30 protein-coding genes and 4 pseudogenes are annotated in these 25,719 nt (G+C 45.9%); 27 read left to right on the top strand and 7 right to left on the bottom strand.

Features of this window, described 5'->3' with window-relative positions; genetic code table 11:
* Window positions 1–13: 13 nt before the first annotated feature.
* Both tnpB and ACQG2Q_RS21450 read right to left on the bottom strand, forming a co-directional pair.
* Entirely contained in the window at window positions 14–364 is a 351-nt protein-coding gene (gene tnpB, locus ACQG2Q_RS21455) for an IS66 family insertion sequence element accessory protein TnpB (RefSeq protein WP_016151369.1), read from the bottom strand.
* A pseudogene (locus tag ACQG2Q_RS21450) lies at window positions 361–681 on the bottom strand (IS66-like element accessory protein TnpA); the annotation flags it as partial. The pseudogene ACQG2Q_RS21450 and the gene tnpB, both read right to left, overlap by 4 nt.
* A gap of 81 nt (window positions 682–762) precedes the next feature.
* On the opposite strand from ACQG2Q_RS21450, the pseudogene ACQG2Q_RS21445 reads away from it, so the two are divergent.
* Window positions 763–1,631 (top strand): annotated as a pseudogene (locus ACQG2Q_RS21445) (IS3 family transposase); the annotation flags it as partial.
* 272 nt (window positions 1,632–1,903) lie between these two features.
* A pseudogene (locus tag ACQG2Q_RS21440) lies at window positions 1,904–2,980 on the top strand (IS110 family transposase).
* A 517-nt stretch (window positions 2,981–3,497) separates the two neighbouring features.
* On the opposite strand, the gene ACQG2Q_RS21435 reads toward ACQG2Q_RS21440, so the two are convergent.
* On the bottom strand, window positions 3,498–3,794 hold the full coding sequence (locus tag ACQG2Q_RS21435) for a helix-turn-helix transcriptional regulator (protein WP_017384073.1): 297 nt from the start codon (window positions 3,792–3,794) through the stop codon (window positions 3,498–3,500).
* Window positions 3,795–4,652: 858 nt separating this feature from the next.
* On the opposite strand from ACQG2Q_RS21435, the gene ACQG2Q_RS21430 reads away from it, so the two are divergent.
* From ACQG2Q_RS21430 to ACQG2Q_RS21310, 25 genes and pseudogenes are all read left to right on the top strand, one after another.
* Entirely contained in the window at window positions 4,653–7,928 is a 3,276-nt protein-coding gene (locus tag ACQG2Q_RS21430) for a P-loop NTPase fold protein (RefSeq protein WP_021242119.1), read from the top strand.
* 204 nt (window positions 7,929–8,132) lie between these two features.
* Window positions 8,133–8,462 carry a hypothetical protein gene (locus ACQG2Q_RS21425; RefSeq protein ID WP_000140246.1) on the top strand — a complete coding sequence of 110 codons (330 nt, stop codon included), beginning with the start codon at window positions 8,133–8,135 and terminating at the stop codon, window positions 8,460–8,462.
* A 153-nt stretch (window positions 8,463–8,615) separates the two neighbouring features.
* The gene (locus ACQG2Q_RS21420; RefSeq protein WP_022646499.1) at window positions 8,616–10,028 is read left to right on the top strand and encodes a hypothetical protein; all 1,413 of its coding nucleotides are present in this window, start codon (window positions 8,616–8,618) and stop codon (window positions 10,026–10,028) included.
* A 249-nt stretch (window positions 10,029–10,277) separates the two neighbouring features.
* The gene (locus tag ACQG2Q_RS21415; protein ID WP_001180999.1) at window positions 10,278–10,517 is read left to right on the top strand and encodes a hypothetical protein; all 240 of its coding nucleotides are present in this window, start codon (window positions 10,278–10,280) and stop codon (window positions 10,515–10,517) included.
* A 62-nt stretch (window positions 10,518–10,579) separates the two neighbouring features.
* Window positions 10,580–10,891, top strand: coding sequence for a hypothetical protein (locus ACQG2Q_RS21410; protein ID WP_000172888.1), 312 nt, complete (start codon window positions 10,580–10,582; stop codon window positions 10,889–10,891).
* Window positions 10,888–11,082 (top strand): hypothetical protein, encoded by a 195-nt coding sequence (locus ACQG2Q_RS21405; RefSeq protein WP_000159617.1) that lies wholly within the window; start codon window positions 10,888–10,890, stop codon window positions 11,080–11,082. The genes ACQG2Q_RS21410 and ACQG2Q_RS21405 overlap by 4 nt, the downstream gene beginning before the upstream one ends.
* A 54-nt stretch (window positions 11,083–11,136) precedes the next feature.
* Entirely contained in the window at window positions 11,137–11,670 is a 534-nt protein-coding gene (locus ACQG2Q_RS21400; RefSeq protein WP_000241452.1) for an HNH endonuclease, read from the top strand.
* A 110-nt stretch (window positions 11,671–11,780) separates the two neighbouring features.
* Window positions 11,781–12,392 carry a DUF6012 family protein gene (locus ACQG2Q_RS21395; protein WP_001371923.1) on the top strand — a complete coding sequence of 204 codons (612 nt, stop codon included), beginning with the start codon at window positions 11,781–11,783 and terminating at the stop codon, window positions 12,390–12,392.
* A gap of 570 nt (window positions 12,393–12,962) precedes the next feature.
* Window positions 12,963–13,772, top strand: a complete 810-nt coding sequence (locus tag ACQG2Q_RS21390) for a toxic anion resistance protein (protein ID WP_000368643.1) — start codon at window positions 12,963–12,965, stop codon at window positions 13,770–13,772.
* The gene (locus tag ACQG2Q_RS21385; RefSeq protein WP_000609386.1) at window positions 13,769–14,881 is read left to right on the top strand and encodes a toxic anion resistance protein; all 1,113 of its coding nucleotides are present in this window, start codon (window positions 13,769–13,771) and stop codon (window positions 14,879–14,881) included. The genes ACQG2Q_RS21390 and ACQG2Q_RS21385 overlap by 4 nt, the downstream gene beginning before the upstream one ends.
* A complete protein-coding gene (locus tag ACQG2Q_RS21380; RefSeq protein ID WP_000252081.1) occupies window positions 14,871–15,764 on the top strand; it encodes a hypothetical protein in 894 nt (297 codons plus the stop codon). The genes ACQG2Q_RS21385 and ACQG2Q_RS21380 overlap by 11 nt, the downstream gene beginning before the upstream one ends.
* A gap of 174 nt (window positions 15,765–15,938) precedes the next feature.
* Window positions 15,939–16,166, top strand: coding sequence for a hypothetical protein (locus tag ACQG2Q_RS21375; protein WP_000336109.1), 228 nt, complete (start codon window positions 15,939–15,941; stop codon window positions 16,164–16,166).
* A 178-nt stretch (window positions 16,167–16,344) separates the two neighbouring features.
* Complete coding sequence (locus ACQG2Q_RS21370) at window positions 16,345–16,665, top strand: hypothetical protein (RefSeq protein ID WP_000071366.1); 321 nt, start codon at window positions 16,345–16,347, stop codon at window positions 16,663–16,665.
* Window positions 16,666–17,181: 516 nt separating this feature from the next.
* Window positions 17,182–17,493, top strand: coding sequence for a DUF957 domain-containing protein (locus ACQG2Q_RS21365; RefSeq protein ID WP_001165367.1), 312 nt, complete (start codon window positions 17,182–17,184; stop codon window positions 17,491–17,493).
* Between the two features lie 4 nt (window positions 17,494–17,497).
* Entirely contained in the window at window positions 17,498–17,989 is a 492-nt protein-coding gene (locus ACQG2Q_RS21360; protein ID WP_001371932.1) for a DUF3085 domain-containing protein, read from the top strand.
* 552 nt (window positions 17,990–18,541) lie between these two features.
* Window positions 18,542–18,745: a hypothetical protein gene (locus ACQG2Q_RS21355; protein WP_000781547.1), complete on the top strand. Its 204-nt coding sequence runs from the start codon at window positions 18,542–18,544 to the stop codon at window positions 18,743–18,745.
* A gap of 54 nt (window positions 18,746–18,799) precedes the next feature.
* Window positions 18,800–19,024 (top strand): hypothetical protein, encoded by a 225-nt coding sequence (locus ACQG2Q_RS21350; protein ID WP_000551490.1) that lies wholly within the window; start codon window positions 18,800–18,802, stop codon window positions 19,022–19,024.
* A 39-nt stretch (window positions 19,025–19,063) separates the two neighbouring features.
* Window positions 19,064–19,264, top strand: a complete 201-nt coding sequence (locus tag ACQG2Q_RS21345; protein ID WP_000814953.1) for a hypothetical protein — start codon at window positions 19,064–19,066, stop codon at window positions 19,262–19,264.
* A 222-nt stretch (window positions 19,265–19,486) separates the two neighbouring features.
* Entirely contained in the window at window positions 19,487–19,798 is a 312-nt protein-coding gene (locus ACQG2Q_RS21340) for a hypothetical protein (protein ID WP_000633161.1), read from the top strand.
* A gap of 53 nt (window positions 19,799–19,851) precedes the next feature.
* The gene (locus ACQG2Q_RS21335; protein WP_000802040.1) at window positions 19,852–20,028 is read left to right on the top strand and encodes a hypothetical protein; all 177 of its coding nucleotides are present in this window, start codon (window positions 19,852–19,854) and stop codon (window positions 20,026–20,028) included.
* A gap of 145 nt (window positions 20,029–20,173) precedes the next feature.
* Window positions 20,174–20,455: a hypothetical protein gene (locus tag ACQG2Q_RS21330; RefSeq protein WP_000703842.1), complete on the top strand. Its 282-nt coding sequence runs from the start codon at window positions 20,174–20,176 to the stop codon at window positions 20,453–20,455.
* Window positions 20,456–20,671: 216 nt separating this feature from the next.
* Complete coding sequence (locus ACQG2Q_RS21325; RefSeq protein ID WP_000137794.1) at window positions 20,672–21,277, top strand: hypothetical protein; 606 nt, start codon at window positions 20,672–20,674, stop codon at window positions 21,275–21,277.
* Between the two features lie 332 nt (window positions 21,278–21,609).
* Window positions 21,610–22,979, top strand: a protein-coding gene (locus ACQG2Q_RS21320; RefSeq protein WP_085949440.1) for an IS3-like element ISKpn8 family transposase whose coding sequence is annotated in 2 segments (ribosomal slippage) — window positions 21,610–22,090 and window positions 22,090–22,979 — 1,371 coding nt in all. Because the reading frame shifts where the segments join, the coding sequence is not laid out codon by codon here.
* A gap of 79 nt (window positions 22,980–23,058) precedes the next feature.
* Window positions 23,059–23,169 (top strand): annotated as a pseudogene (locus tag ACQG2Q_RS21315) (DUF5431 family protein); the annotation flags it as partial.
* Entirely contained in the window at window positions 23,117–23,236 is a 120-nt protein-coding gene (locus ACQG2Q_RS21310) for a type I toxin-antitoxin system Hok family toxin (RefSeq protein ID WP_223152483.1), read from the top strand. The pseudogene ACQG2Q_RS21315 and the gene ACQG2Q_RS21310, both read left to right, overlap by 53 nt.
* 608 nt (window positions 23,237–23,844) lie before the next feature.
* Here the strand turns inward: ACQG2Q_RS21310 and ACQG2Q_RS21305 are convergent.
* The 4 genes from ACQG2Q_RS21305 to ACQG2Q_RS21290 all read right to left on the bottom strand — a co-directional run bounded on the left by ACQG2Q_RS21305 (window position 23,845) and on the right by ACQG2Q_RS21290 (window position 25,709).
* Window positions 23,845–24,165 carry a hypothetical protein gene (locus ACQG2Q_RS21305; RefSeq protein WP_000332796.1) on the bottom strand — a complete coding sequence of 107 codons (321 nt, stop codon included), beginning with the start codon at window positions 24,163–24,165 and terminating at the stop codon, window positions 23,845–23,847.
* Between the two features lie 281 nt (window positions 24,166–24,446).
* Entirely contained in the window at window positions 24,447–24,650 is a 204-nt protein-coding gene (locus ACQG2Q_RS21300) for a hypothetical protein (protein WP_001015183.1), read from the bottom strand.
* A gap of 46 nt (window positions 24,651–24,696) precedes the next feature.
* A complete protein-coding gene (locus tag ACQG2Q_RS21295; protein ID WP_000743059.1) occupies window positions 24,697–25,047 on the bottom strand; it encodes a hypothetical protein in 351 nt (116 codons plus the stop codon).
* A gap of 59 nt (window positions 25,048–25,106) precedes the next feature.
* Entirely contained in the window at window positions 25,107–25,709 is a 603-nt protein-coding gene (locus tag ACQG2Q_RS21290; protein WP_224222681.1) for a hypothetical protein, read from the bottom strand.
* Window positions 25,710–25,719 lie beyond the last annotated feature (10 nt).

The following is a 25,719-nucleotide window of genomic DNA, read 5'->3' as shown; positions in this document are numbered from 1 at the left end:
GGTCATGCGCTTTTTACAACATCGTCAGTGAGTTAAGGCGTGCAGTTTTAGGTTTCCGCCAGTCCAGCTTATCGAGGAGCATGGCGAGTTGTGAGCGGGTGATGGCGATTTTGCCGTCGCGTACAGCAGGCCAGACGAACTGTCCCTCTTCCAGACGTTTGGTAAACAGACACAGACCGTCAGCATCAGCCCAGAGGATCCTCACGGTGTCACCTTTACGACCACGGAAGATAAACAGGTGGCCGGAGAACGGATTGTCATCAAGAACATGCTGGACCAGTTCGCCCAGACCATTGAAGGACTTACGCATATCGGTGACCCCGGCAACCAGCCAGATACGAGTGCCTGACGGTAAGGGTATCATCGGCTCCTCCCGCTCAGCTCGCGGATCAGCGTTTTCAGAAGTGCAGGTGATAAATCCCCGGACAGACGCAGGCTGGCACCGCCGACAGTCACCTCGCATGTCATGGCCTCGCGGCAGGCTGGAGCGGCGGGTTCATAGTGCGGCTCAGCATGGTGTGACAGGACCATATCAGGCAGGACAACGGGGATAACAGAGTCTTGCTCTCTGATTGACCGTTGTATTTCATCGGGCAGAAGATGTCTGTAACGCTGGCGCCAGGTAAACAGCAGATTGTCATTAATTCCATTATCCCGCGCCAACCGGGCAACACAGGCTCCAGGCTGATATGAAGTGGTTTACTGAATTTGGCCACCTGAACAGAGGTGATATGCTCACCTCAGAACAACACAGGTGTCATAATGAAAAAAAGAAATTTCAGCGCAGAGTTTAAACGCGAATCCGCTCAACTGGTCGTTGACCAGAACTACACCGTGGCAGATGCAGCCAGCGCTATGGATGTCGGCCTTTCCACAATGACGCGATGGGTGAAACAATTACGTGATGAACGGCAGGGCAAAACACCAAAAGCCTCCCCCATTACCCCGGAACAAATTGAAATCCGTGAGCTCAGGAAAAAGCTACAACGTATTGAAATGGAAAATGAAATATTAAAAAAGGCTACCGCGCTCTTGATGTCAGACTCCCTGAACAGTTCTCGATAATCGGGAAACTCAGGGCGCGTTATCCTGTGGCCACTCTCTGCCATGTGTTCGGGGTTCATCGCAGCAGCTACAAATACTGGAAAAACCGTCCTGAAAAGCCAGACGGCAGACGGGCTGTATTACGCAGTCAGGTACTTGAACTGCATGGCATCAGCCACGGCTCTGCCGGAGCAAGAAGCATCGCCACAATGGCAACCCAGAGAGGTTACCAGATGGGGCGCTGGCTTGCTGGCAGACTCATGAAAGAGCTGGGGCTGGTCAGTTGCCAGCAGCCGACTCACCGGTATAAGCGTGGCGGTCATGAGCACGTTGCTATCCCGAATCATCTTGAGCGACAGTTCGCCGTAACGGAACCAAATCAGGTGTGGTGCGGTGATGTGACCTATATCTGGACGGGTAAGCGCTGGGCGTACCTCGCCGTTGTTCTCGACCTGTTCGCAAGAAAACCAGTGGGCTGGGCCATGTCGTTCTCGCCGGACAGCAGGCTCACCATGAAAGCACTGGAAATGGCATGGGAAACCCGTGGTAAGCCCGTCGGGGTGATGTTCCACAGCGATAGTAATAATGCCGATGTCAGTCTTTACCACCACTTAGTTTGCCGTTTAACCAGATTGGTGTGATTACTGATGCAGTGAAGACCTTCCCGCATCCTGACTCACACAGCGATCGACCTTTTGTGTCCTGCCCTGGACCCGTCGGTTGCCGGAAGCGCCTTCATGCGAGGCATCTCCTCACCGATGCGCGTGACTCAAGAAGGGCCTGACGGCTTGTCTCGTTACTGTCCTGTCCGGGTTATCTGTCTGGAGATTCAACTCTGTTTCCTCACAGGAGCTCTGTCATGGTTGATAAAGTTACCGAAGCTGCCGTTGTGGGTGGCGTGGATACACATAAAGATTTGCACGTTGCCGCTGTCGTAGATCAGAACAATAAAGTCCTTGGGACTCAGTATTTCTCCACAACACGACAAGGTTACCGGCAGATGCTGGCATGGATGACCTCGTTTGGGACATTAAAGCGAATTGGTGTTGAGTGCACAGGTACCTATGGTTCCGGTTTGCTTCGTTATTTTCAGAACGCCGGGTTAGAAGTTCTTGAGGTGACTGCTCCAGACCGGATGGAGCGACGCAAACGGGGTAAAAGTGACACAATTGATGCTGAATGTGCCGCTCATGCAGCATTCTCAGGCATCAGGACAGTTACTCCCAAAACGCGTGATGGCATGATTGAGTCCCTGCGGGTATTAAAAACTTGCCGAAAAACAGCAATATCAGCCCGCAGAGTCGCTCTCTAGATTATCCATTCAAATATTATCTCTGCCCCGGATGAATTACGTGAACAGCTCAGAAATATGACGCGCATGCAGCTCATCAGGACCCTGGGTTCCTGGAGACCTGATGCCAGTGAATACCGCAATGTAACCAACGTTTATCGCATTTCATTAAAGTCCCTTGCCCGACGCTATCTCGAGTTACATGACGAAATCGCTGATCTGGATGTCATGATTGCGGCAATTGTCGACGAGTTGGCACCTGAGCTGATTAAACGTAATGCTATCGGATACGAAAGCGCTTCACAGTTGCTGATCACTGCCGGAGACAATCCTCAACGGTTAAGATCAGAATCAGGATTTGCGGCACTGTGTGGTGTCAGCCCGGTCCCCGTTTCTTCTGGAAAAACGAACCGTTACCGACTTAATCGTGGTGGAGATCGTGCTGCAAATAGTGCACTTCACATCATCGCCATCGGACGCTTACGAACTGACGCAAAAACAAAGGAATATGTCGCCAGGCGTGTAGCCGAAGGACATACAAAAATGGAAGCGATACGCTGTCTAAAGCGATATATCTCCCGCGAAGTTTACACGTTACTGCGCAATCAAAACAGGCGGATCAACAGTATCCCGATAACAGCTTGACTCTTAGAAGGGCGTCAGTAAGTTGGCACCCTTACCCTGTATAGGTACTCTCTGTTTTTCGTGGCCTGCCTCGCCCACGAATTTCGCCAGTCATGACTTTGCTCCTGCATTTTATTAACGGAAAAGAATAAGTGATTTTGCGCGGAGGCTTCAATCAGTTTATCCCCGGCGGTGACGAGGTGGCCACCTATGCCGACTGGACAGGGGACTGACTATTGCCATAACGCCATCGCAGGTTGCTTCAGTAAACCTGCTAATCCCGTACAATGGCGAATTCGCTATATCCGCTTCTCGCACTTAGCTGCCATAAATCGGCCAGGCAATCACAGGTCATTTCTGTCTCGCAAAGAAGGTGCCGTTTCTGCTTTGCGTTGACACCCCTAAATATTAGAATTAAAAGGAGAGAGTTACTGGAAAAAGGCAGCGGAGGCAGTGACAATCGTGGCTTGAAGCCACTACTCGATGGATGCGGACATGTAGTTGGCGTCATTCGACAAAACTAGCAAACTTCTAATAGTCACCATTTCTCCCGTCTGGCGGGAGTGCTGTCAAATGCCCCCCTCATCTCTGTGTGGGAAATGAAGGGTGAAGGGGAAATAGATGACAGCGTTATTTCTACGCCCAGAATACTGAATACCTTGTACAGACGATCAATACTGGCGCTAGCAGGGTTTGCTTCCAGGCGGGCATAGGTTTGCTGCGTTACGCCAAGCCTCTCAGACACATCTTTTTGCGTGAAGCCCTTGATTTTGCGAAACCCGATTAGCACAGGTCTGAGCTGGTTCAGCGTTTTTATCGGGAACTGATTATTCATAAGTGACCTGCCTCGCAGACTGAGTAGGGAGTACCGCCCTGTAATACAGCAGGTAAGGTGTATTTTGTGTTATACAGACTATAGGCTGTAAAACCTTTATTGAAAAGATGCTGATGTTCCAGGGGCATGCCGAGCATGGACGATTTTCTGCGGGGCGGTATTTCGCTACGGGGGAGATTGCGTTCGGGCAATGTACCGGTGTAAAAAACGTCAATTTTTCAAAACCGCTGTTATCGGGATAAGCTGAAAACTCCGAAGGCAGACACAGCCACGAATAATGTCAGACTTAAGCTCTGTAGCTGTCTTCTTTTGCCTGTAAATAACGTCTAGTTTGACTCTGATGAAGGCTGTACCAGGCAGAGAACATGTCACTCTCGGGGCCGGATGATAAAATGTGTTCAACTGGCTGGGCAGGGTAATAGCGAAGAACGTTCTCTGAAATTCGATTCAGCTCAGCGTAACGTGCGCTGTAGGTATGTATAATCCATTGCATCAATTTTGCATCCGTATTATTCGCAGATTACACACAAGAAGCTTAACAATGGCTGAAAGAGTGAGCAGGGATATGTAACAAAAACAAGGGCTTCAAGATGAACTGGATAAAACCGGAGCAGAGCAAGCCCTGTTCCGGTTTGTCAGGCTTTGGAATTTCTTCCAGGCCCCTGCAGCTAGTCACAACAAACACATTAATGTTTTCATTGCTTCAATTCAATATTATTGTGTGAAAGGGATTCCATCGAAATCGGCTTATGCATGCTTAAAACTAAACTGCCCCGGCTGCAGTCATTTGGTTGCTGTGGGCTCTGTACTGTGTCTAATAGTGAAAGAATCTTACGTTATAACGAAGGAAATTGCTGAATGACTCTACGATTGCAGACGGAATCACCCGCTGACCAGGATATGTTTAGAGGCAGCAGTCATGAAAAAGTTGCAGAGAATGTGGCTCAGATCATCAGGACACCTGATGTCAATATTATTGGTCTGGAAGGTGAGCTGGGTTCAGGTAAGTCAACAATATTGAAGTTCCTGCAGAAAAAGCTTAAAGATGATTTTACGTTCATTAACTTTGATGCAGAACGTTACCATCATGGCTCAACTAAAAAAGCGCTTATCGATGTCATCCACCACGGGGTCAGCCTACAATGTCCGGGCTCCCGGGATGTGTTGGATAAGTATAAAAATCTGGCTCTGGGTAACATCGTTGAATACGACAAGAGGGTCAGCAGCAGGCTAAGCTGGTTGACCGTCGTTTTTATTTTACTGTCATTGCTTTCCGTGCAGATGCTTCGTTATGTGCTAACAGACCTTAATCAATATTTTACTAACAAGGAGTCATTATTAGGGTGGCTTTTTTATGTTGAGGTGGCCGCGTTTCTTTCTCCTGCCATTATGGTCGCAGGACTGGCATGCCTGCAGAACATGGAATGGTACAGAAAGAAAGGGTATTCGAGTATTGGTGATTTGTTCAAACGCAACAGTACTGACAGGATTGAAGAGACTTGGCTAGTTAATAAGGAGGTCGGAGCTATTGAGCTGGCTGAAGCTCTGCAGGGATTTACCTCCAAAGAGGTCATTTCCCATGGAGATCGCTTCATCCTTATCATTGATAATCTGGACCGAATCAGTGCAGACAAAGTGAAAGAGCTCTGGAGTGATATGGAGCTTATTGCCGGAGCCACTCATGAACACTTCAGGATAGTGGTGCCCTATTCGGCAAGACAGGTTTCAGCCTCACTTTCTGTGGCGGGTTTCAGCGGGCGTGAGTTTATTGCAAAGCGGATTCCTGTAAGTTTTCAGGTTCCTCCTCTTATTTCGGCAGGATGGCAGGAAGCGTTAAGGCAGTACTGGAAAGAAACAGTAAATGAGGATGCAGGGATAGCGTGCCGGGAAGCAACGGTGTTGCTTGAGCGCTGGAAACCCTCTGAGTATCCTCGTATCACACCGCGATTAATGAAGAAGTTTGTTAATGATATTCATATTCTGAACCTTACCGTTCCTGCAACAGAAGATCATCGCCATATTCTTATTGCTCTCTACTTACTGGTGGTCAGATACGGGGAGCGAGATATTAAAGTATTACTTCGCGATCCCAAAGCTAGTCAGACCGAACCCGGTATTGCTCCGGATGATTTTGACGAGATGCTCTCGCTAACTTATCAACAAATATCCCGAATTTTTAATAACGATACAGAAAGATGGAGCGAATTTCTGATGAGCATCCACTATCAGTCCACGGTGGAGCTTGCCAGGAGCGAGTTGCTTGATACGCCTCTTAAAGACGCGATTGGTGCTATAAATATCCCACGGCTTGAAGAACTGACGGCCTTGTGGGGTTTCGCTGAAGCATGGCAGCGAGTGGCACCACATATTCAGATGCGAGACTGGCTGGTTTCTTATAGCCGGATGGATGAGAAGTGTCAGGCTCTCGCCGAACCGCAACTCAAAGTCGCAGTGCAAATGCTGAATCAGAGTTATGCTGTTTCACTCAGAGAAAAGAATGATGAAGGTTTCGTATTGAGTCTGCAGAAACTGATGGCTGACGGGCGGATAAGCCTAGAGCCTTTCGTCGAAAGGCAAATATCGTTTATTGTGAGTAAACTTGATGAAATTCAGGATTCAGAAAAATTGGAGGCTGAATCCACGAAGACGTTGCTGCAGGAAGCTGATTCATACTCTGTTCTGGCCGGTGAATCACTACTGAATAAAATGGAGAATTTTGTAGATGGCGTATTTTATGTGGAATACCTTGTCAATAATGAAGAGACCTTGTCAAACCTGAAAATTGGCACACTAGATATCGGAAATCACGGTCGGGAGGAGATGTTACGCTATGGAGCTGAGCAACCTCAGATAGACCTTTTTAATCCGGGAATTATCCGGCATATCAATATTGCATCGAAGGCGGTACAGAACGTAATTGGAAAGAATGATGGTACAGGTGGGGCTCAGGTTAGCTCTGCAATAATGACGCTTAAAAATCGTCAGGTTGTTGAGGACGTTATCCATTTCAGAAAAATTGTTCTGAGCCCGGACTGGAATAATAATGTTTTAAATCAATATTATCTTAATAATACGGCGACGAGGAATCTCTTCCCTGCGGAATTTGCTGCACAGGCTGTTGCTCACATGGTGCTCCATGGTAACTATGCCGGTATCGAGTCGTACAGTGAACATATTGGTGAGGAACGGTTTGACCTGGCTTTGGCTGCATATCTTCGTTATCTACGTACTGCCGAGAGTATCTTTATAGCACTTAAGGATAAAAATGTTCTGCCGTACATCAAAAATGCTGTTGGCAGGATTGTTGATTTAGGTCTTCTGGTGAATATACCTGTCCTGAGCTTTGTTAAAGGTCAGTATGACGTCATCAAAGAAGCTACAAATGCAACCTCTCTTTTAATATTTGTGCGAGAGCGTCAAAAAGCACTGTCAGAGAAAATAATTGAGTCTGATGTGAATGCTATGGGTCCAGTATTTCTCCATGACGTATATCAGTCAGGTGAGCAGTTTGATATTTTGAAGAAAAAGCTGAACGCCCTGGCATGTGGAGTATTTAGTTCTTCTGAAAGGCTTATTGAGTGTTTTACGGTTCTTCCTGTGAACATGCGCTTTATCCTTGAACAAATGCAACTTCAGGGGCAGCATATCCGGATGGAAGGTAGTGTGGGTATCTTTGCATCATGGTTCCGTGATGCAGAGCCAGACGTTGTCACAAATGCCGAGAACATTCATTTTCTGTGGTCTTGCCTCGACGATACCCAGAGAGAGACTGTACTTGATGAGTTGCACGATGTCTTACTTGAAAGACATATTCGTATTGACAGCCGTATTGCGATTATTACCCGTTTTCATAATGAGTTGTCGTTTATTGAACCTGAGAAGGCCGTTGAACGCAGGGCTATTGCGGCGCTGTTTAGCGCTTCTGTTGATAATGTATTATTGTCTCAATGGCTTGACCGTCAGACGTTTTCATTTTCATCATGGTCTCCGGAGGACGCCCGTACGGCAACGAGTTGTATAATGAATAACTCGGAGATTTTTCCTCTCATCTGCAGGAATTCACAGTATATTAAAAACAGAATGTTACCAGAGAAAGCGGACGTTACAGAAGATAGTGATACGTTTCCGGACTGAGTTCGTTCTTTAAATCCTATACCTGAAGACCACAGCGGTGGTCTTTGGGAGTTTTTTTATTGCCTGATATACATTAAGCATGTTATATCTTGCTAAGAAATAATCATTCAGGGATTAATCATAACTACTGAAGTTATGTTGTGTTCTTTTCTTTTAAAAATAAATTATTCAGATTTATTTTCTATTGATTTAATGAGGTAGGGAATGACAGAAAGTGCTTTGCTTTTGCGAGAGGCATTTAATGAATCGGTTAACTATATGACATGGTCTTTTTATTCACTGATAACTGCTTACGTTTCGATGGCTTTTTATGATAGAGTTGAGGTTAAGACCCGAATAAATAATTATCTGAATAAGTTACTTTTCGTGATTGCTATGTCCGTTTTTATCCCAAATATGTACTTTGTTTCAATGGTGTTCAGTCAGAAGTTAGGCACCGCAGCTGGCGTTGCGTCATTCATTATTGGGCTACTTTTCATGATGTTAAACTCGGCACCTGTAATTACTGGTATCGTACAGCAGCGCAAAGATTGAGTTTTATGAGTATAGTCAGTTGGGTTTTCATCTGTTTTATCAGACTTAGAAAAATGAAATCTTTCAATTCATTGATTTTAAACGCAAAAAAATTTCTAAATGATCAGAATTATAGGGTGCTCCTTTTGCACAGCAGTAGGGGTTGACCATTCAATGGAAACGCTCCTTCGAACTGACCCGGAGAAATACGGTTATCAGGCTGGCCTGAGTCGTCTTCAGCGATTTCTTTCTAAGATCCAGTACGACTGGAGCCTGCGGGATTATATCGGTCGTAAAGTGTTCGAAGGCGGATATGTGCGTCTTCAACCCAATATCTTTTCTTCGTCCCTGACTGAACGTCTTTTTCATGCCTGTTGCAGCCTTGATTATGTTGAAGCAAGACGTGCGGCAGAGCATCGCAGAAAGCTACTTTCCGGCGAGGTTGACGATACGGCTTATAACCGTCGTATGGCTGAGCCACAATTTCGGCTTGTACAGGAAGCAAACGTGATCCACGTTGATTTCCTCTGGTCGTTGCACTGTTTCAACCCTCGCCCGTTTCGGGCAATTGAGATCTATCGCAGGGTCTGGGAAGAGGCCGATCTGGACCTTCTTGAGGATGAGCCTGACATGCAGCCTGTGCCCCGTACACCAATGCCAGCTCCACTCTGGATGAAACTGCCCGGAGGCCGGTTCGGTACAGCTTATGATGGACTGACTGATACGTTGCCGCTGATGACCTATTTTGACGGGCAGGCTGACCCCAGGGCTTCACGTAGCCTAAAGACCGGAGAGAGCAGTTCTGTCGTCGTGGCATTCGAGGAAGAGGATGAGCTGACTGTTGAAGAAGATACGGCGTCCTGGATTATCTGGCATGAATACGACGGGTTACGCCAGCGCATCGCTGACGGTGAGTTTACTCCAACGACTGCTGCTCAGTATCTTCTTCGTTATGGCGCGGTCCGAATTTCAAAAGGCAAGGGCGCTGTCTATCATCGTCTCGCACAACGGGGACAAACCTTTTCCCGCCTGGGGATAGGCGACAGAGTGTCGCTTCCAGAGCTGGTTGCCAGTCGGCGTTTTAAAATACTCAGTGATTCTGCATACCGTCAGGTTGTAGCCCGGAAATTGCGTGGACAGATAAAAAAGTTCAGATTCTGGGCATGCGTAGCTGCCTGTGTTCAGTTGCACGTACACAACAAGACGGCACTCGGAGAAAGAATTTTAACGTTACTCGAAGGTGAGAGGGAACAGCAACAAGGTGCGATCCAGGCGAAGCTGAAGGCGGGAATGATGGATGCAGTTCTAACTCTGTGTAACCAGCGACTCCGGGTGAAAGAAAATACTAACCAGCCAGAGGAGTTCCGCTATTACCGTGCCGTAAGAGCTCGTTTCATGCGCCATTTATCTGAATGCCTTAAGCCAGAAAATGGCGGCGTTATCCGTGACGTTATCTGGGAACTGAGGGTGCTGAGCAGTGCTCACGGTACGACCAAAACAGGTTTTTACTATGTCGATAGCAATCGCCCGACAGCGAAAGGACTGTTAAACCGCCTTCTGATGAGGATGGTCAAGCAGGTCGTATAAGCGTCTGAAACGCGAAACACACGAAAATGGAGGGGTTATACAAAAAAAACTTAGCTTTGATCGTGATGTAATGTGGACATCATGTCCAAGCGTTGCTGCATCCAGAAAAGTAACTTTAATCCTGTTGATACAGCCCTTGCATTACCTGTTTACGCATAGCGTGGAAACGTTCTAATTAAACCAGACGAATATAAATTTAAATTAATTCACTCACCCCCGGAATCGGGGAACTAAACAAAAGGATCATCAATGCAAAATCAAAATACACCCGCTCAGGAAAAACACACCGTATACCTTTTTAATGCCGAACATGCTGACAAGACAGCCGCCAAGCAAGCCGGGAAACTCTTCACGCTGGACATTGAACACCCAATGACCCTCAACGATCTCTCGCTGCTGTGTGAGTCGGTCGCGGACGCTGTGGGAGCACCTGGCGGAATTAAATATGAAATCACAACAGAGCCTAATGGGGTTCAGGAGGAATACTGAATCAGTGTGGTGTGAGTCCATTTTAATTTGACGTTTCATGAGTTCTATCGAGAGGCTGAAGTATGACTTTGAAAATGGAAAGTTCCCGGACTTCCAAGCCTGAGGGGCCATTTGTATTAATCACTTTTGAGGGGGACGAATTTCTTTTTGATGACAGACATAATGTCGTCAAGATAAATGGCAGGCCTAAAAAAATGGATGTAAAGCGAAATTATTTTGAGTCCGATCTGGGAGAAGGGAAAGCGAAATACTGGACTTTAAATATCGAAGAGGCTCATCGGTTCAATTCGATTGATGAAGCGACAGAACAACTTTGTAAACTGAGTCGCCCTCATCTGATCAAAATTCGCAAAGTTGAGGGGGTATCTGAATGACCAAAGAGATGTTTTTACGCATTTTAAATGAGGCACAGGCTCGTGTGGATAACGATTCGCTTCCGCTTGATGTTCGTATCCGGTCACGCACCACGGTAAATGATTGCGTCATCCGGGCAGATAAAGAGGGGTGGCCTATTGAGTATAAACAGAAGGTCTGGGTAGATGCAGTCAGTGGCTGTTATCTTTAGCGGTTACTTAAGCCAGTTCCTGTGCCCGTGAGCTTAGTAAAGGCGGAAAATGATATGGTCAAGGTGATAAATATCAACGGGAATTTAGTTGAATTACCTGAGCCCTCAGCAAAGTTATCCAAAGCTGAATCACCTGATGGTAGGTTCTCAAAACCTAAAAATAAGATCTCTAAAATACAGCGAGCTGAGCTGCGAATGAAATTTGGGGGGCGTTGTGCCTATTGTGGTTGCAAGCTTCCTGAAAAAGGGTGGCATGCCGATCATGTTGAGCCTGTTCGACGCGACTTTGAACTGGTGAGAGCCCCTGTCGGCAGCGGCGTAACTCATGTTGCCCGAAGTACGGGTAAGGTTATGCACCCTGAACTGCATGCTATAGAAAACTTATTTCCATCATGCGCCCCCTGCAACCTTTTTAAAGGAGCTTTTAGTGTTGAAGGAATGAGAAAAGAAATTACCAAACAGGTTGAACGGGCTCGCGCATATAGCGTGAATTTCCGTACCGCAGAACGTTTTGGGTTGCTTCATATTGTAGAAAAACCGGTCGTCTTCTGGTTTGAGCAGTATAACGAACAGAAACAAAACGAATAATTTCTGTGAAACATAAAAGAAGTTAATCAGCAGTGGTTTACTAATTAAAGAGTGATTTAAATATTTTGATGCTGCTGAGGAGCTGCCTGGTATATCCTTCAAAGGAGAAAATGATGTATCTGCATCTTGTGCCCCGTATTCTTCACCATATGAAAAACAAGTGTACTCTCGTGTCAGTTTCTGTACCTGAATTGTCACTTGAGCTTAAAGCTGATTCGCTGGTGGCAATGAAACCTTATCCCAACAAGTCCTACCACGTTGTCATGTTGAAGGGGCGACGTGCATTAAATGGCTTTCTGGTAAAAAGCCCACGGACTTTAACTGAGTTCACAATGATAACAATCTGGGAAATTGAAGGCTTTGGAAAAATTAGTCATACCGTAAAAACGCTCGTTCAGGACAAAGACTATGACTTGGTCTCCCATGATGTCCTTTTGGCACATGCATACCATCAGAGGGAGGAAGAATTGGGGTACCGTGTACATCCATCCTATGACAGTCTAGCTCCCGTCGATTTTGAACCAACAATGCAGTCAAGGTACATAAAGGAATCCGATCTTTCCCACGACGTATGGGAAACCTATTCATGGGGGGAATTGCTGCGTTCGCGTGAAGAGACATTTCTGGCGATGACCATGTCATCTGCTCGTTTAAGCCATCCAGCATTCATCAGAGGAAACCGACTTCCTCAAACTGACCAGGCCATCATTATCAGTTCGTAACGACCTTTTATTCTTTTTGATGCCAGGCGAGTCTCCTTTTGCCTGGCCACTTTGATTTATTGCCTGGGAGTAACCTATGGATGAGCAAGATATTCTCCGCGTTATAAACGGCCGTGAGATTGATGCTTCTGACCTCCTGGAAGAAGCTATGCCGAACGCAGCCCGACGCTTTTATCGTTTAACTAACAGCATGAACAAATTGCTTTAGGAGGTCAGGGAGCACTTTCCTGACGCGATGTATTACTCTGCCAGCGGAACGGTAAGCCTGCTGTTGGGGAGCAGCCACGACAACAATGACCATCCGGTTAGAGAAATGGTCGCTGTAAGGTCACCAGATCTAAACATTGAAGGCGGTGATTGGTAGGTCAAGCAGGGGATCTATGTGCACTTCATGTCCTAACTTCATCCAGTGCTGAATTCAGTGCACAGACAGTAGGGGACTTCTCCTTTAATCAGAATGGCAAAGGGTTACGTGAGGATCAGATTCTATTTTTTTGCCTCGAAAACGGATAAACCCAGGTTTTGGCGCTTTAACCGAAAAATCAGCAGAACGGTAAATGATAGGCTGTCATGGATAACCATTTTGAGGCAAAAATGAACGTTTCAACTGACAGCAGCAACATATCGATAGCAGAACTCAAAGAAGAATTTATACCCGGTCTTCTGCTTAATGCTGGGGCAATAAGCCATTACGGCGACTCGGCTTTATCTTCGAAGGCTATGGATAAGTATTCAAATCTTCTGGAGAAAGACGCAGTTACCGCTTTATCAGGAGCCTTGAACCGTATCGTAAGTGCCTTAGCGGAGGCAGATCCACGTTCTATCAGTAGCAATCCATCCTGGTTTTCCCGCTTTACGGGCAAACACCTTGAAAAGCGCGTTCGTTACCAACACGCACGTGAGAAGGTGGAAAATCTTATTAATGAGGGGAACGGATATCTGACACATGTGAATGAGACGCTACTGGCTTTAGAAGAGCTGCTTGAAACATATGTGTCAGAAATCAAACGCCTTAAAATTTTTATCCAGGCAGGCCATGAGTTCCTTAGGGATTCTACCGAAGAAAAAAATAGTGACGATCTAAGCCTTGTCTTCGATAAACCGAGGGAAAGATTTGCCAGACGTTTAGCTAACCTGGCAACACTGCTTGCGTCTCATGAAATGGCCGCCATGCAGATGGAAATCACTCGCGGGACTTGTATAGATATTGCTGACCGCTTTAACGAAACTATAAAAGTCCTGGTTCCAGTATGGCGGCAACACACACTTTCGCTGTTATCAGTAAATAACACTGACCCTACGATTGTTAGAAAAGCTAATCAGGCCCACGAGGCTCTTCTAAAAAGCCTGCGACAAAATTTAGAGGGATTCCAAAAATGATTAATAATTTGACCACCAAAACTGAGGTTGTTGCTTTTACTTTGACTTCCGCTGAACTGGAAAAGTTCGGGCTGAATGAGCAAGATGAACAAGAGATTAAAGCCGTCGCGGAATGCATTAATGCCGATGATCCAGGAACAGTTTATCGTTTTGGCCGGGCAATGGGGGAAAACACTGCTAATTATGCGGATAGCCTGCTTGAGCAAATTCGCAATAAAGATTTAGACGAAGCCGGGAGCAAATTAACTGAAATTATCAACCTTGCAAGAAATGTAAACATCTCGAACTTAACTGAAAGTCGTTCAAATCTGCCAGTTATTGGCCCTTTGTTGGATAAAATCCGCACCCGTGGGAAGAATTTCGCCGCACAGTTTGAATCAACTCGTGAACAAATCGATGCTCTGGTTTCAGAGGTTTCAGTTACACAGAATAGCCTCGGTTCTAATAATATTTCGCTCCAGCAAATGTTTGATGAAGTCGTTAAAGAACACCACTTAACAGGTGTACATATTGCTGCCGGTAAATTAAGGCTGGGAGAATTACAATTAAAAGCAGAAAATCTCAGAGCTAATGTTGGTAACAATCCTGCTAAGTTCCAGGAAGTATCTGATCTGGATACGCTAATTGCTAATTTAGAAAAACGTATTGGCGATTTAGTTGTTTCTCAGCAGTCTGCTATGCAAGTATTGCCAATGGTACGGATTATACAGGCAAATAACCAAAGTCTTATCGACAAGTTTCATAGCGTCAAAGAGGTTACTGTCCCTAATTTCAAGCGTCAGTTTCTGTTAGCCATTTCTCTAAATGGACAGCGTAACGCTGTAAATCTTGCCAATGATATCGATAATGCCAACAATGAGTTACTCCGTAGTAATGCAAAATTACTGCATCGCAATGCAGTAGAAACTATGAAAGCAAACCAACGGCTGGTTATTGATATAAGCACCCTTAAAGAGGTGCAGGATACGCTTATCCAGACGGTTGGCGATGTTGTTAAAATCCAGAGAGAAGGGGCTATTAAGCTCAGGGAAACAGAAAAACAGGTTCTTGCCATGCGTGAGAATTTGCGCACCCGACTGACACAAAAAGGGGTAGATCATGGTGCGTAACCTTAAGAGTAGTGACGATTTTTCCCGTGAACTGTCATTTCTTTTTCACCGGTCTATAAAGATTAGAAATTCAGGTTTCGCGATATTTGGTGCGGGCCTGCTGATAATGATTTTTGGTCTTTGCTTGTGGTTGCTGTCATTACACCTCTCACCTTCAGTTCTGGACTTTGATATTGATGTGCCCTTGTCATTCTTCAATTCATCTGAAGGTGAAGATAAGTTAGTGGTTTCGGATTTTGGCGATGCATTTGGAGGCTTCCTAACTACATATTCTAAGTTGCTATTAGGGATTATGGGGCTATTAGTAGTTTCTTCAACTGCCTTTAAAATTTTAAAGGGGGAGGAAATAGGTGAGATATTCCCGATGCTTCTAATTGCTGGCGCTTTTCTTATCGGCTTGTCAGTTTTTACATCTGCTTTAGGTTCGGAAGAGACTGATGCCACTTCAGCTTCGACTGTAAAGGTTATCAAGAAATATGTAAAACATGAAAAATACGATAAACTTGTCGCATATTTAAATGATAGTAATTGGCCCTCAGGCGAAGAGGTATCTGTAAACTATTTAAAGGCGCAACTACATATAAAACTCGGCAAGCCAGATGTGAAGTTAACACAGAATGTTGTTAGGGCGTATATGTCTGGTGTATTACAGTCAAATATTCCCGTGAAAGTTCGTTATGCATTGGAAAAGACAGCTTTAGATAAATCCGTCTCACCACTTGCGATTCGTTATGAGCAAAAACGTATGTCTAAATCACATACCTTTTCAAAAGCGTCGGTTAATTGTCTTAAAGTAGGTAGTCCCGTCGCATTCGTTGGCGTTTTGTTCGCTCTTCTTGGTATAAAAATCAGGCGGCGAGTCAGATTCTTAGAATCAAATTGAATGAAAGCCCGGTACGCTGGGCTTTTTTATTCAGTAACTTTTATCAAATATGTAGTAATTTACCGGAATCTGCTTCTCCAGCTTGTTAGCTGAAAAGCTTACTCAAGTATAATAATCTACTTCTGATTATGTTTTTTATGGTTTTATTTTTACACAACTTATTAAGGATACATGATGTGTAACTTTACTCCTGTTCAAATTATTGCTGATTATATACTGAGGTTTCTTAAAAATAATACTGATGCCAAGCTTTATGAGGCAATGCAGCGTCTTGAAAAGAAAATTGGTCAGTTTGTCGCTGATGGGGTTGATGAACATCAATTACGCTCTTCATTAAGCAAAGTCTGTCGATCTCGTTCCAGGGCGGCTCTTAAAGAGGAGTGTGAACAACTCATTCCATAAAAAGAACATCATACGGGAAAGTTACTTTAACGGTGAATGGCTCGCTTCTGGCGGTTTAAGTTGACGGCCATTCCTACCATAGCCATCATAAAGTATGATTAGCATTCGAGTGTGGCACTACTAATTTTAATGGGCTACGCATTCAGTCTCCACCTCTCTAACTATAAAGGTTCTTTTCATGTCCAATAGCTTCGATAAGCCGCAAACGCTCCCGGTACATAATTCTGATGCCGAACCCTTTTTTCCGAAAAACCTTGGTCCATTTATCGAGCAGGTATCCGGAAGGGATCTGGCAATGCTCACAGAATCAGAGAAGGAAAAACTTGCGCACCTGATCAGAACTGGGCGTAAATATGGAGTTTCTGTCGCTATCGTTCCTGATACAGATTCTGCTGAGCTTCATGAATTACTGTCTAATGCCGATTCCATTGAAAGGCAGTTTTCCATCTATGAACGCATCCAGACGAAGATTGCGTTCACGCGGTGTCAGGAAGCATAAACAAAGTGAGAAATACAACTACGTGGTATGACGTAGAACATATTGAAATCACCACAGGCGAGCGAGGCGGCAGGATATGGGTGCTGAAGCTCTCCTGTGGCCATACAGTATTTCGCCGAATACCTCCTATACGTCTTCATAACCTCACAGCTTTTTCTCTGCGGGAGCCCCCAGAAAAATGTCGGTGCTCTCTTTGCAATTCAAGTCCATAATAAAGCCTTTTTAAAGGCCACAAACTGCATATCACTGGATAAATCATCCTCTACAGCGTTCATTCTTAAACGCAAAATTTATATTTCATTCATTCTATTTTAAAAGCGTTATAAAAGACGGAATCCTATTTAGTCTGTTTGATGCTTAAATCATCTTCAGTGCCTTTTATCTTTTACCCAGCGACTTTAACATTAACCTGAGCAGAAAACTTGTTTTCAAACTAAGTTCGAAAACTTTCTGCTCAGGTTATTAGCCGGGTAAGCCACTTTGTTATATTTGTTTCATGTTAACAGAGGAGGCGATATGCAAATTGAAAAGGTGATGTCATTACTTGAAGTGCTTTCAAGCTGGCTTGAAGATAACATCAATATGGATTCTGAAATTATCTTTGATAATGACGAAGATAATACCAACTCAGAAATTCTGTATCCTGCTGTAGAAAAGGCTAATGCCGTTTTGCGCAAAATGGCATCTTTATCTTCAGATTCTGTTCATGCAATTCGACAGCGCTTGCAGCTTGCCGTAGAAGGCAAAGCTGAATTGTCCCTCAAGGATGTGGGAGAGCTTCTGCTGGCAACAAAGTATCTGATGTTGTCCACTGAAGAGGGAGAGTAAGCCTGTGACCACTCTCGTATTTGAAATGGCAGATATCAATAAACTGATCGAAGAAATTCGCACCGCAAAAACGTTTTCGGTCACCCCAGATCAGATCTATGACCCGGCATGCTATCCGGGGGGAGCCCTCCTTAACGCTGAGGGACAGACTGAAGAAGAGGCGCGTAAAGCTGGTAGGGTTTTCTTTCCCTCATCCTCAAAAATTGCCAGCACACATCTGGTGCCAAAAGTGCTTCTCGCGCACAGTCATGGTGTATACCTGATCACTAATGCTGAGCTTGAGGGCTCTCCCGCATCCCGCGATACTGTGGCTTACGCCCAGGGGATGAATCCAAAACTGGATGAGGACTGGGATTACGCTTGTGATGCCGCTTTGGGTGGGTCTGATTGTAGCTATACCATTCCCGTTGAGTGGCTGGAGTTAGCGGTAGAGCAGGGTTTTCAGGAGTTTCGACTTCGAATGAGTGAAACCAATATCAAACTTGTCAGCAAATAGTATGTCCTTGCTGTATCCAGTCAAACATTGTCCGCCAGTCGAGCTGCTGGCGGATTGTTTTATATAAGGCCGGGAAGGTATGTCAGGTTTAAGCAGTTCCGCCCAGAAGCTTACAAGGGCGCAGATTTACGTGTTAAGACGGATGGCATCCGGCACGATCTATGATATCTCTGGCAATTTCAGACGGGCCAGAGAACGGCGTACGTTTATGGGGAATCCTGATGATGTGACGTGCAGAAGCTCTCCGGTCCTGTTCCGGCTGGGCCTCGTGGAGTTATGCCAGCCAGTAAGGCATCTGGAGCCAGGTTTATACTATCGGCTCAAGTTGAGCTCCTCAGGGCATGAAGCTCTTAAGGCGAACGCACACCTCTAACATTTGAGATAGTTCGTTCGCAGCCAGGAAAGTAACTTTCATCTCAAGTGTGACCCTTACTACCTCATTTATGAGTAAAACCCCCCTCTGATATGTCGAAAATGCTCATTTATACGAAAATAGTTTCTCTTCAGGTGTGATGTAATTACTGAGAATTCTCCCTGAATGGAAGGCAACCGATGAAAATGTTTTTTACCCCTTATGTTCGTATCGTTTTCTATTTTTGCGCATTGATTTTTATTGTTTACAGTTTCAGTGATTTTTTCCAGGGCGTCCCTGACAGCACCTTCTTCAGTGCGGTCATCACGCTACTTGTTATCGGAACCATTGTTGCCCGGCATCTGGATCGCAAAAAATCTCTCAAATATACTTCACAGATTTAAGTTTCCACTCAGGCCACTCTCGGGTGGCTTTTATAATTTAATAAGGACCGGTTCATGCATAACCACGAAATTCAGACCATTGCTATATTTAGTGCCCAGTATAAAAACATCGAAGATGCTGAAAATGCAGGTGCTTTATATTCAGTAGATATTGAATATCCGATGACACTAAATGATTTATCGCGGCTTTGCGACTCTATTGCCGAAGCAGTAGGTGTGCCTGGCGGCGTCAAATACCAGTTCGTGTCCCAGCCGGAAGCGCATGAAACCAGCTTCTGATAACCAGTAACCAAACTGCCTAAAAGCAGGTGCAAAGCCATGAAACAAACAAAGTCTTCTATGTCACGTATTGTGCAGCTGTACGACGGGAGCCGATACGGAAACTGCGAGCAGGCTGATAACGAAGGAGAGCTTTTTACGGTGGTGTTGAATAAGCCTTCGCAGATCGATGACATCCGTAAAATCGTAGACACAACCGCCGAAGTACTTGGCAAAGCTTTGCCAGTACTCCTCTTTTAAAGCTTACATCCGTGAAGGATAATTACGGTCTTACTACTTTCAGTTTTTCATTCCAGTGCCGTCCATTTTAATTTATCGATTTTAAGCGGTCGGCGCTATTTCATTGTTTCTTTTCCGACTGTAATTCCTTATATATAGGAATATTTCAAAGAATTTATCTCAGGTTATTTGTGGCGTGGTGCCAGTTGTTATAATGATTCCACATAATCTGGAGAGTCAATCATGATCACATCTCTAATGAATTTCCGCGATTTAACCGGAGAGGCAGTCATCCAGGCGCGGCAATGCGTTATTAATGCTGAGATCGAAGCGGCCCGGGAAAAGGTAATTCATGCTCGTTCGTTATTCAAAGCGGGTATACATAATGTTGTAAACGGTAGTTCTGGCATTAAGGCTGCGGCAGCACATTTTCTGGTGATAAAACGTTTACAGACTGACACTCGGTATCTGGACGCGGTTATCACTGATAACCTTTGCATGTTTTCTCCTGAGGGTTATCTGTATCTGTTTATGCAACAACGTTATTTCCTATAAAACAATGGGTTAGGTAAGTATCTTTCCATTAAAAACATTAAAAAGGTGACTTGATGAAACCATTTGGACTTGCCGGAAAACCCCGGCCCGAACCTTGCGGCTGCTGCTGGTATACCCGTGAGGACTGCCCTTACGTCAGCGCAAAACAGATCTATCGCCGCAGGCAGCGCAAGGCAGAACGCCAGCGTCAGCGCAGCACCATTGTGATGGCCGTTTCTGAATTTCGCTGACCTCTTCTGGAAATATCATTTTTTCTCCAGAAGAATTTTAAAATAAAGGGAAATCTTTTCACGGGTATCTGATGTTTATTGTTTATGGTAAATTGCGCCACATTAATTGTTTGTGGCGCAGTTCGTGATGGCTTAAGGATATAATATGAAAATCAGCCAGCTGGAATCCGGGATGCAGGTTTGGTCTGTAACCCGTACCAAAATGGGAAATACCACCATTTCAACGGTCATTGTCCACCCCGTTGTCATTATTGAAATTCATGATAACCATGTGATTGCTCGCTGGAACGGCAATGCACCACGTCGGTTTGGAGAAACGGCTATCAGGGGCTGGAAGAAGGAGAAGCCACTGCTTGTCCGTGAGCCTTTCGGAAATGTTCGTCTGGCCACCCGGGCTGAAAAAACCGCTATGCAGGAAAAAGAGTAATACCCCCTTTTAGCACCCACAATTTCACCGTCCATCTGCCTTTAACCTTGCCTGTTATTAACGGAATCCTTTCTGACTGGGCGGATCCCACGCATAACCTGAACTGTTGGCTAACCGTCTTACAGCCAAATTCCCTCCTTTATCTGGCAGGAGTGCGTCCGTGAGCTCTGTATGATCTACGTGTTTGTTAAGTAGAGCACATAACAGGAGTGGGGTATGACTGAATTAAATAAAAGCCCGTCCGGTTTTTCCGGAGCTGATGTCAGTAAAGAACAGGCTGCCATAAGGGCACTTGTAGAAAGAGTAGTGACCAACTATCGCAGCCGGACAGCACCTGATCGGGTTCAAAAGGCTTCGGTAGCGTTTAATGGGGGATTAATCCTGACCCTGATGCTGGCCTTGACGCTATTGGGCTACCTTGTGGCGGAATTGCTCAGGGGGTATGTTGCGGATAGTTCACCCTATGTGCCCGGTCTAAGTTATTCGCAATTTTCGATGCTTATGGTCGTTGAGCTGTGTCTATGCTTTCTTGCATGGTTTTTGGTTGTCACAGGGGACTATCCCCGGCCGTGGATATTTCAGGTAGTCCCGATGGAGCAGTACTGGTTCTTTGACGAAGTGGATGACGACGATCTTGCCCGGCTTTCCTGTAACCCTTACATCAAGCGCTGGCTACTTGATGAAATGTCCGGTATTCATCGACTGACCTACACGAGGCTGCATGATCGACTGGAGCGCATCTGTAATATTGCATCCCATCTCGAATACAGCCGTATTCAGGCACATAAGATTTCCCTAATCAACGGAAGCAGTGCCTCCTGATCCTACCATTGCATCCGGAAATTAAACGGGCAGGAACTGCACTGTATGTTCCGACCCAGCAGCTGCCCGTTACCCTTTTCTTTAGTATAAAATGACTTTCGCCGACAACCGGAAGTGAATCATGTCAAATAAATGAAAAATCAGTAATTTATGTAGGCGGGGTGTTTGGCTGATCAGGGCAGGGTGGTATAATAACGCTGGTGCTGGAGGCTTTTGCCCCAGCCAGCGGTAACACTGTTTGACTGTGGTAAAAGCAGAAAGCCCCGAGTAATTTTTCAATTAACCTGTACTGCACCCATTTTGTTGGACGATGAAATGGAATAGTCCCTGATATGTCAAAGCCAAAATACCCCTTCGAAAAGCGCCTTGAAGTCGTGAATCACTACTTCACAACTGATGATGGTTACAGGATCATCTCTGCACGTTTTGGTGTGCCTCGAACCCAGGTCAGGACGTGGGTTGCCCTCTATGAAAAACATGGAGAAAAAGGTTTAATTCCCAAACCTAAAGGCGTTAGTGCTGATCCAGAGTTGCGCATTAAGGTCGTGAAAGCCGTGACCGAGCAGCAGATGTCCCTCAATCAGGCTGCTGCTCACTTTATGCTTGCTGGTAGTGGTTCTGTAGCCAAGTGGCTGAAAGTCTATGAGGAGCACGGAGAAGCTGGTTTACGCGCACTCAAGATCGGCACCAAAAGAAACATTACAATGTCAGTTGATCCAGAAAAAGCGGCGTTAGCATTGGAGCTGTCGAAAGACCGACGTATTGAGGATCTTGAAAGACAAGTTCGATTCCTTGAAATGCGGCTTACGTATCTAAAAAAGCTGAAAGCCTTAGCTCATCCCGCGAAAAAGTGAAAGTACTCAACGAGCTAAGGCAGTTTTACCCTCTTGATGAGCTTCTCAAGGCAGCGGAGATACCGCGCAGTACGTTTTATTACCATCTAAAGGCTCTCAGCAAGCCTGATAAGTATGCGGATGTTAAAAAGCGTATTGGTGAGATTTATCACGAGAATAAAGGTCGTTACGGATACCGTAGGGTAACGTTGTCTCTCCATCGAGACGGGGAACGGATTAACCATAAAGCCGTTCAGCGCCTGATGGGAACCCTCTCGCTTAAGGCAGCGATTAAGGTCAAGCGATACAGCTCCTACAGAGGAGAGGTAGGGCAAACCGCCCCCAATGTTCTCCAAAGGGATTTCAAGGCTACACGGCCAAACGAGAAGTGGGTTACCGACGTTACTGAATTTGCAGTCAATGGGCGAAAGCTGTATTTGTCTCCAGTAATAGATCTCTTCAACAACGAAGTTATTTCTTACAGCCTGTCGGAAAGACCTGTGATGAACATGGTCGAGAATATGCTCGATCAGGCATTCAAAAAGCTTAAGCCTCACGAGCATCCTATTCTGCACTCTGACCAGGGATGGCAGTATCGTATGAGAAGGTATCAAAACATCCTTAAAGAACAAGGCATTACACAGAGCATGTCCAGAAAAGGCAATTGTCTGGATAATGCAGTCGTGGAATGTTTCTTTGGAACCTTAAAGTCGGAGTGTTTTTATCTTGACGAGTTCAGTAATATAAGCGAACTGAAGGATGCTGTTACGGAATATATTGACTACTACAACAGCAGAAGAATTAGCCTGAAATTAAAAGGTCTGAGTCCAATTGAATATCGAACCCAGACCTATGTGCCTCGTGTTTAACTGTCCAACTTTTTGGGGTCAGTACAACCCGAGGCCCCTGTATGCTAGTCACATTCAGAGTAGCCTCTTGCCTGCTTAAATGCAAGGAGAAGAAGGCCATGAAAATGCCGAACCAACCCATTGTTTTGTGCATATTAATAGTTTGTTTAACGCTGTTGATATTCACCTGGCTCACACGAAACTCGCTTTGCGAGTTGCGGATGAAAGACGGAACAAGGGAGGTATCTGCTATCCTGGCCTACGAATCCGGTAAGTAGCTGACAAAGAGGGGGGCAACCCCCTCTTTTCGGGGTGTGGATTAGTATGCCATCGGCACCTTTTGAAAGGGTTTCTCCAGTCGGGGAAACCCTTTTTTCCTCCCGTCTTGTGGCATATAGCCTTTTGTATAAATCAAGAACCAGACCCAAAGAGTCCCACTTCACGCAAACCGTTCAAAAGCCTTAGCGTAATCCAGTCGGGAAAAATTTCACCGGTGCTCGTCCGGGCACGTACCGGAAACAATGGACTTCTCACTGGTCGGTAGCTCATAGAACGTAGCCATTGCGGTCAGTCCTTATTCTGTACCCAGTAGAGTTTTATGGCCGTCTGGCAAATCGTTCAAACATTGTCATTTCTGTTCTCGCTGCATCCGGTCAAATGATACGGTGAATTCAGCTCATGGGCATTCGCATCGCAGTCTACGAAGGCACCAGAAGTTTGAGGATGTTACGCAAAGAACAGTTATCAGGTTTGCTGGTGGGCGTAATGCCTACCTCTACTTTACTTCATAGGGATTCTTCTGCGGGGAAGCAAGAATTGACTCAACGTTGTCCGGTCGTACCAGATTTGTCGCGGAAAGCGCCTTTTTGTGAGGGGGGCCGCAGCGCTAAACCTTTTCCTGGAACGACATGAAGGACAGCAGAGCGTCCGCCCTGGAGGACAGCTCAATACAGTCTCCACGCTGCGGTTCTATCTCTTCGTCAATGGTTTCATTGTACCAAATACGCAGCCGCCATCCCTTCGCAGGGAAAGCGCTCTGCATCGCCAGGACCATCCCCTCCGGCGACAGCAGTTCTCGACAGAGGTAGCAGGCCCCGATCCGGGTTGAATCCCGCAGCCACATTACGGGATACTCTTTAACCAGTTGGTCATACACGCATTCTGCCATATGAAAGTAATTTTCGTCAGCCCTGCAAAAATCACACATTCGATTTCCTTAAATGGTGTTCATCGAGATAATTCAGAAAGTTGATTCGCCAAACTACGGGGCATTTCTTTAATGGCGGAGCTTTACATCACTATTTCTGTCATTTTCAAATCCGCCGGATACAGCAATAATTGCACCGAACAGCGGTTTGAACTGCAATGCATCCGTAGGGTATGCGACAATAATAAGGCTCTTCCCGTACTCTTAAAAATGGAAGAGTTTAAAACCCATACTGCTGGGATGAGCGAAGCACGGTACATTATGCCAGCGTATAAGGGCCGTCATAACTTGTTTTTTTCTAGAACACGGCGAAGTTTTCTTACCTGGGAAGCTGTGGAAAGCGTACCGGTTCGGGGATGGCATGCGCTTGCCTTTTCACCTGGTTTGAGTACATAGGCTAATGCCAGCTCGTTCAGAGCCGCCTCAGCTTTCAACAGGGCCTCAATGGCCGTGTTCAGGTATACAGTTCGGCTCTCATGGTTCATCAGGATTTTCCTCACAAGGGTAAAAATGACAGGCGATACCTGCCGTTTACCCTTTGTCTCCGTTAAGAATGGCATCACGGCAGGCTTCCCAGATTACCTGGGCATTAGCATCACACTCCACGAACCCGCCGCACTGATCGTATATCACCTGGTATACCTCAGGGGGAATCTTCCCAGGCGCAACCGGAGTTGAGCGTTTGCCTTTATGAATCTCATCTGCGGTATCACAGACAGCGTCGAGATGCCGCGACATCCACTCAGATAATTTCAGACCCTCTCGATTTGCCTGTTTTACATAGCGAACCTTTCTGGAAACCGTAGATCGCATCTGAATCTGTGTCACAGCTGGCACATCTTCTTTCATGGCATTCTGTAATGCAGCTTTGGGCTTTTTCATGTTCATGGTTGCTTTAAATTATTCTGGAGTTCGTCTGATATAAATGCTGACGTGATCTGTCAGCGTCGCTTAAATAGTTTATCGCCTTCCGCCAGTTCGCCGTTGAGCTGTTCAATCACGCTCCAGATGAGCCGATCATCCGGCGTTGAGCCTGCACACACTTTCACGACCGCCACGGGTCTAAATTCTTCAGGGTCTGCCTGCCCGGAGGTGAAGAGCCTGCTCTCAATCCAGTGGGCCCCCTCTGTGCAGCAGTGGCAACTGGTTTCAGGTGGTTCATCCAGACCGTCCACTCCACAGGCTGAGCAGGTGAACAGTTTGCGAGACCCACCAGCCAGTGGCGTATCGCAAGCTGCTGGAAGTGCGCCAGCATTGCGCCAGTACAGCACATGATTTGAATCGTAGCAGTGTCCATGAAGCAGAAGCGAAACGCCGCAACTGCGAGTTTCAATGGCTTTGCCTGTGCCAAGGTATTGCCCGATCTCGTCCCATACGTCCACTAAGGTGTCAGGCAGCGGACGCGTAACAGGGAACTTAGCGCAGTCGTCCGGGGTGCCTTTAATGCAGCAGAGGGCCGAATACGCAAGCTCCTGCATTTCGTAGGAGTACTGACCACATACCACGCGTTCCAGTTTGTCGATTAGTTGTTCTTTATTCATCATACTCAGCCTT

The organism is Enterobacter cloacae complex sp. 370H10, assembly GCF_050031535.1.
GTDB lineage: Bacteria > Pseudomonadota > Gammaproteobacteria > Enterobacterales > Enterobacteriaceae > Enterobacter > Enterobacter intestinihominis.
Note: the sequence above shows the minus strand (reverse complement) of the source record. Positions and strands in the feature narration are given on the sequence as shown.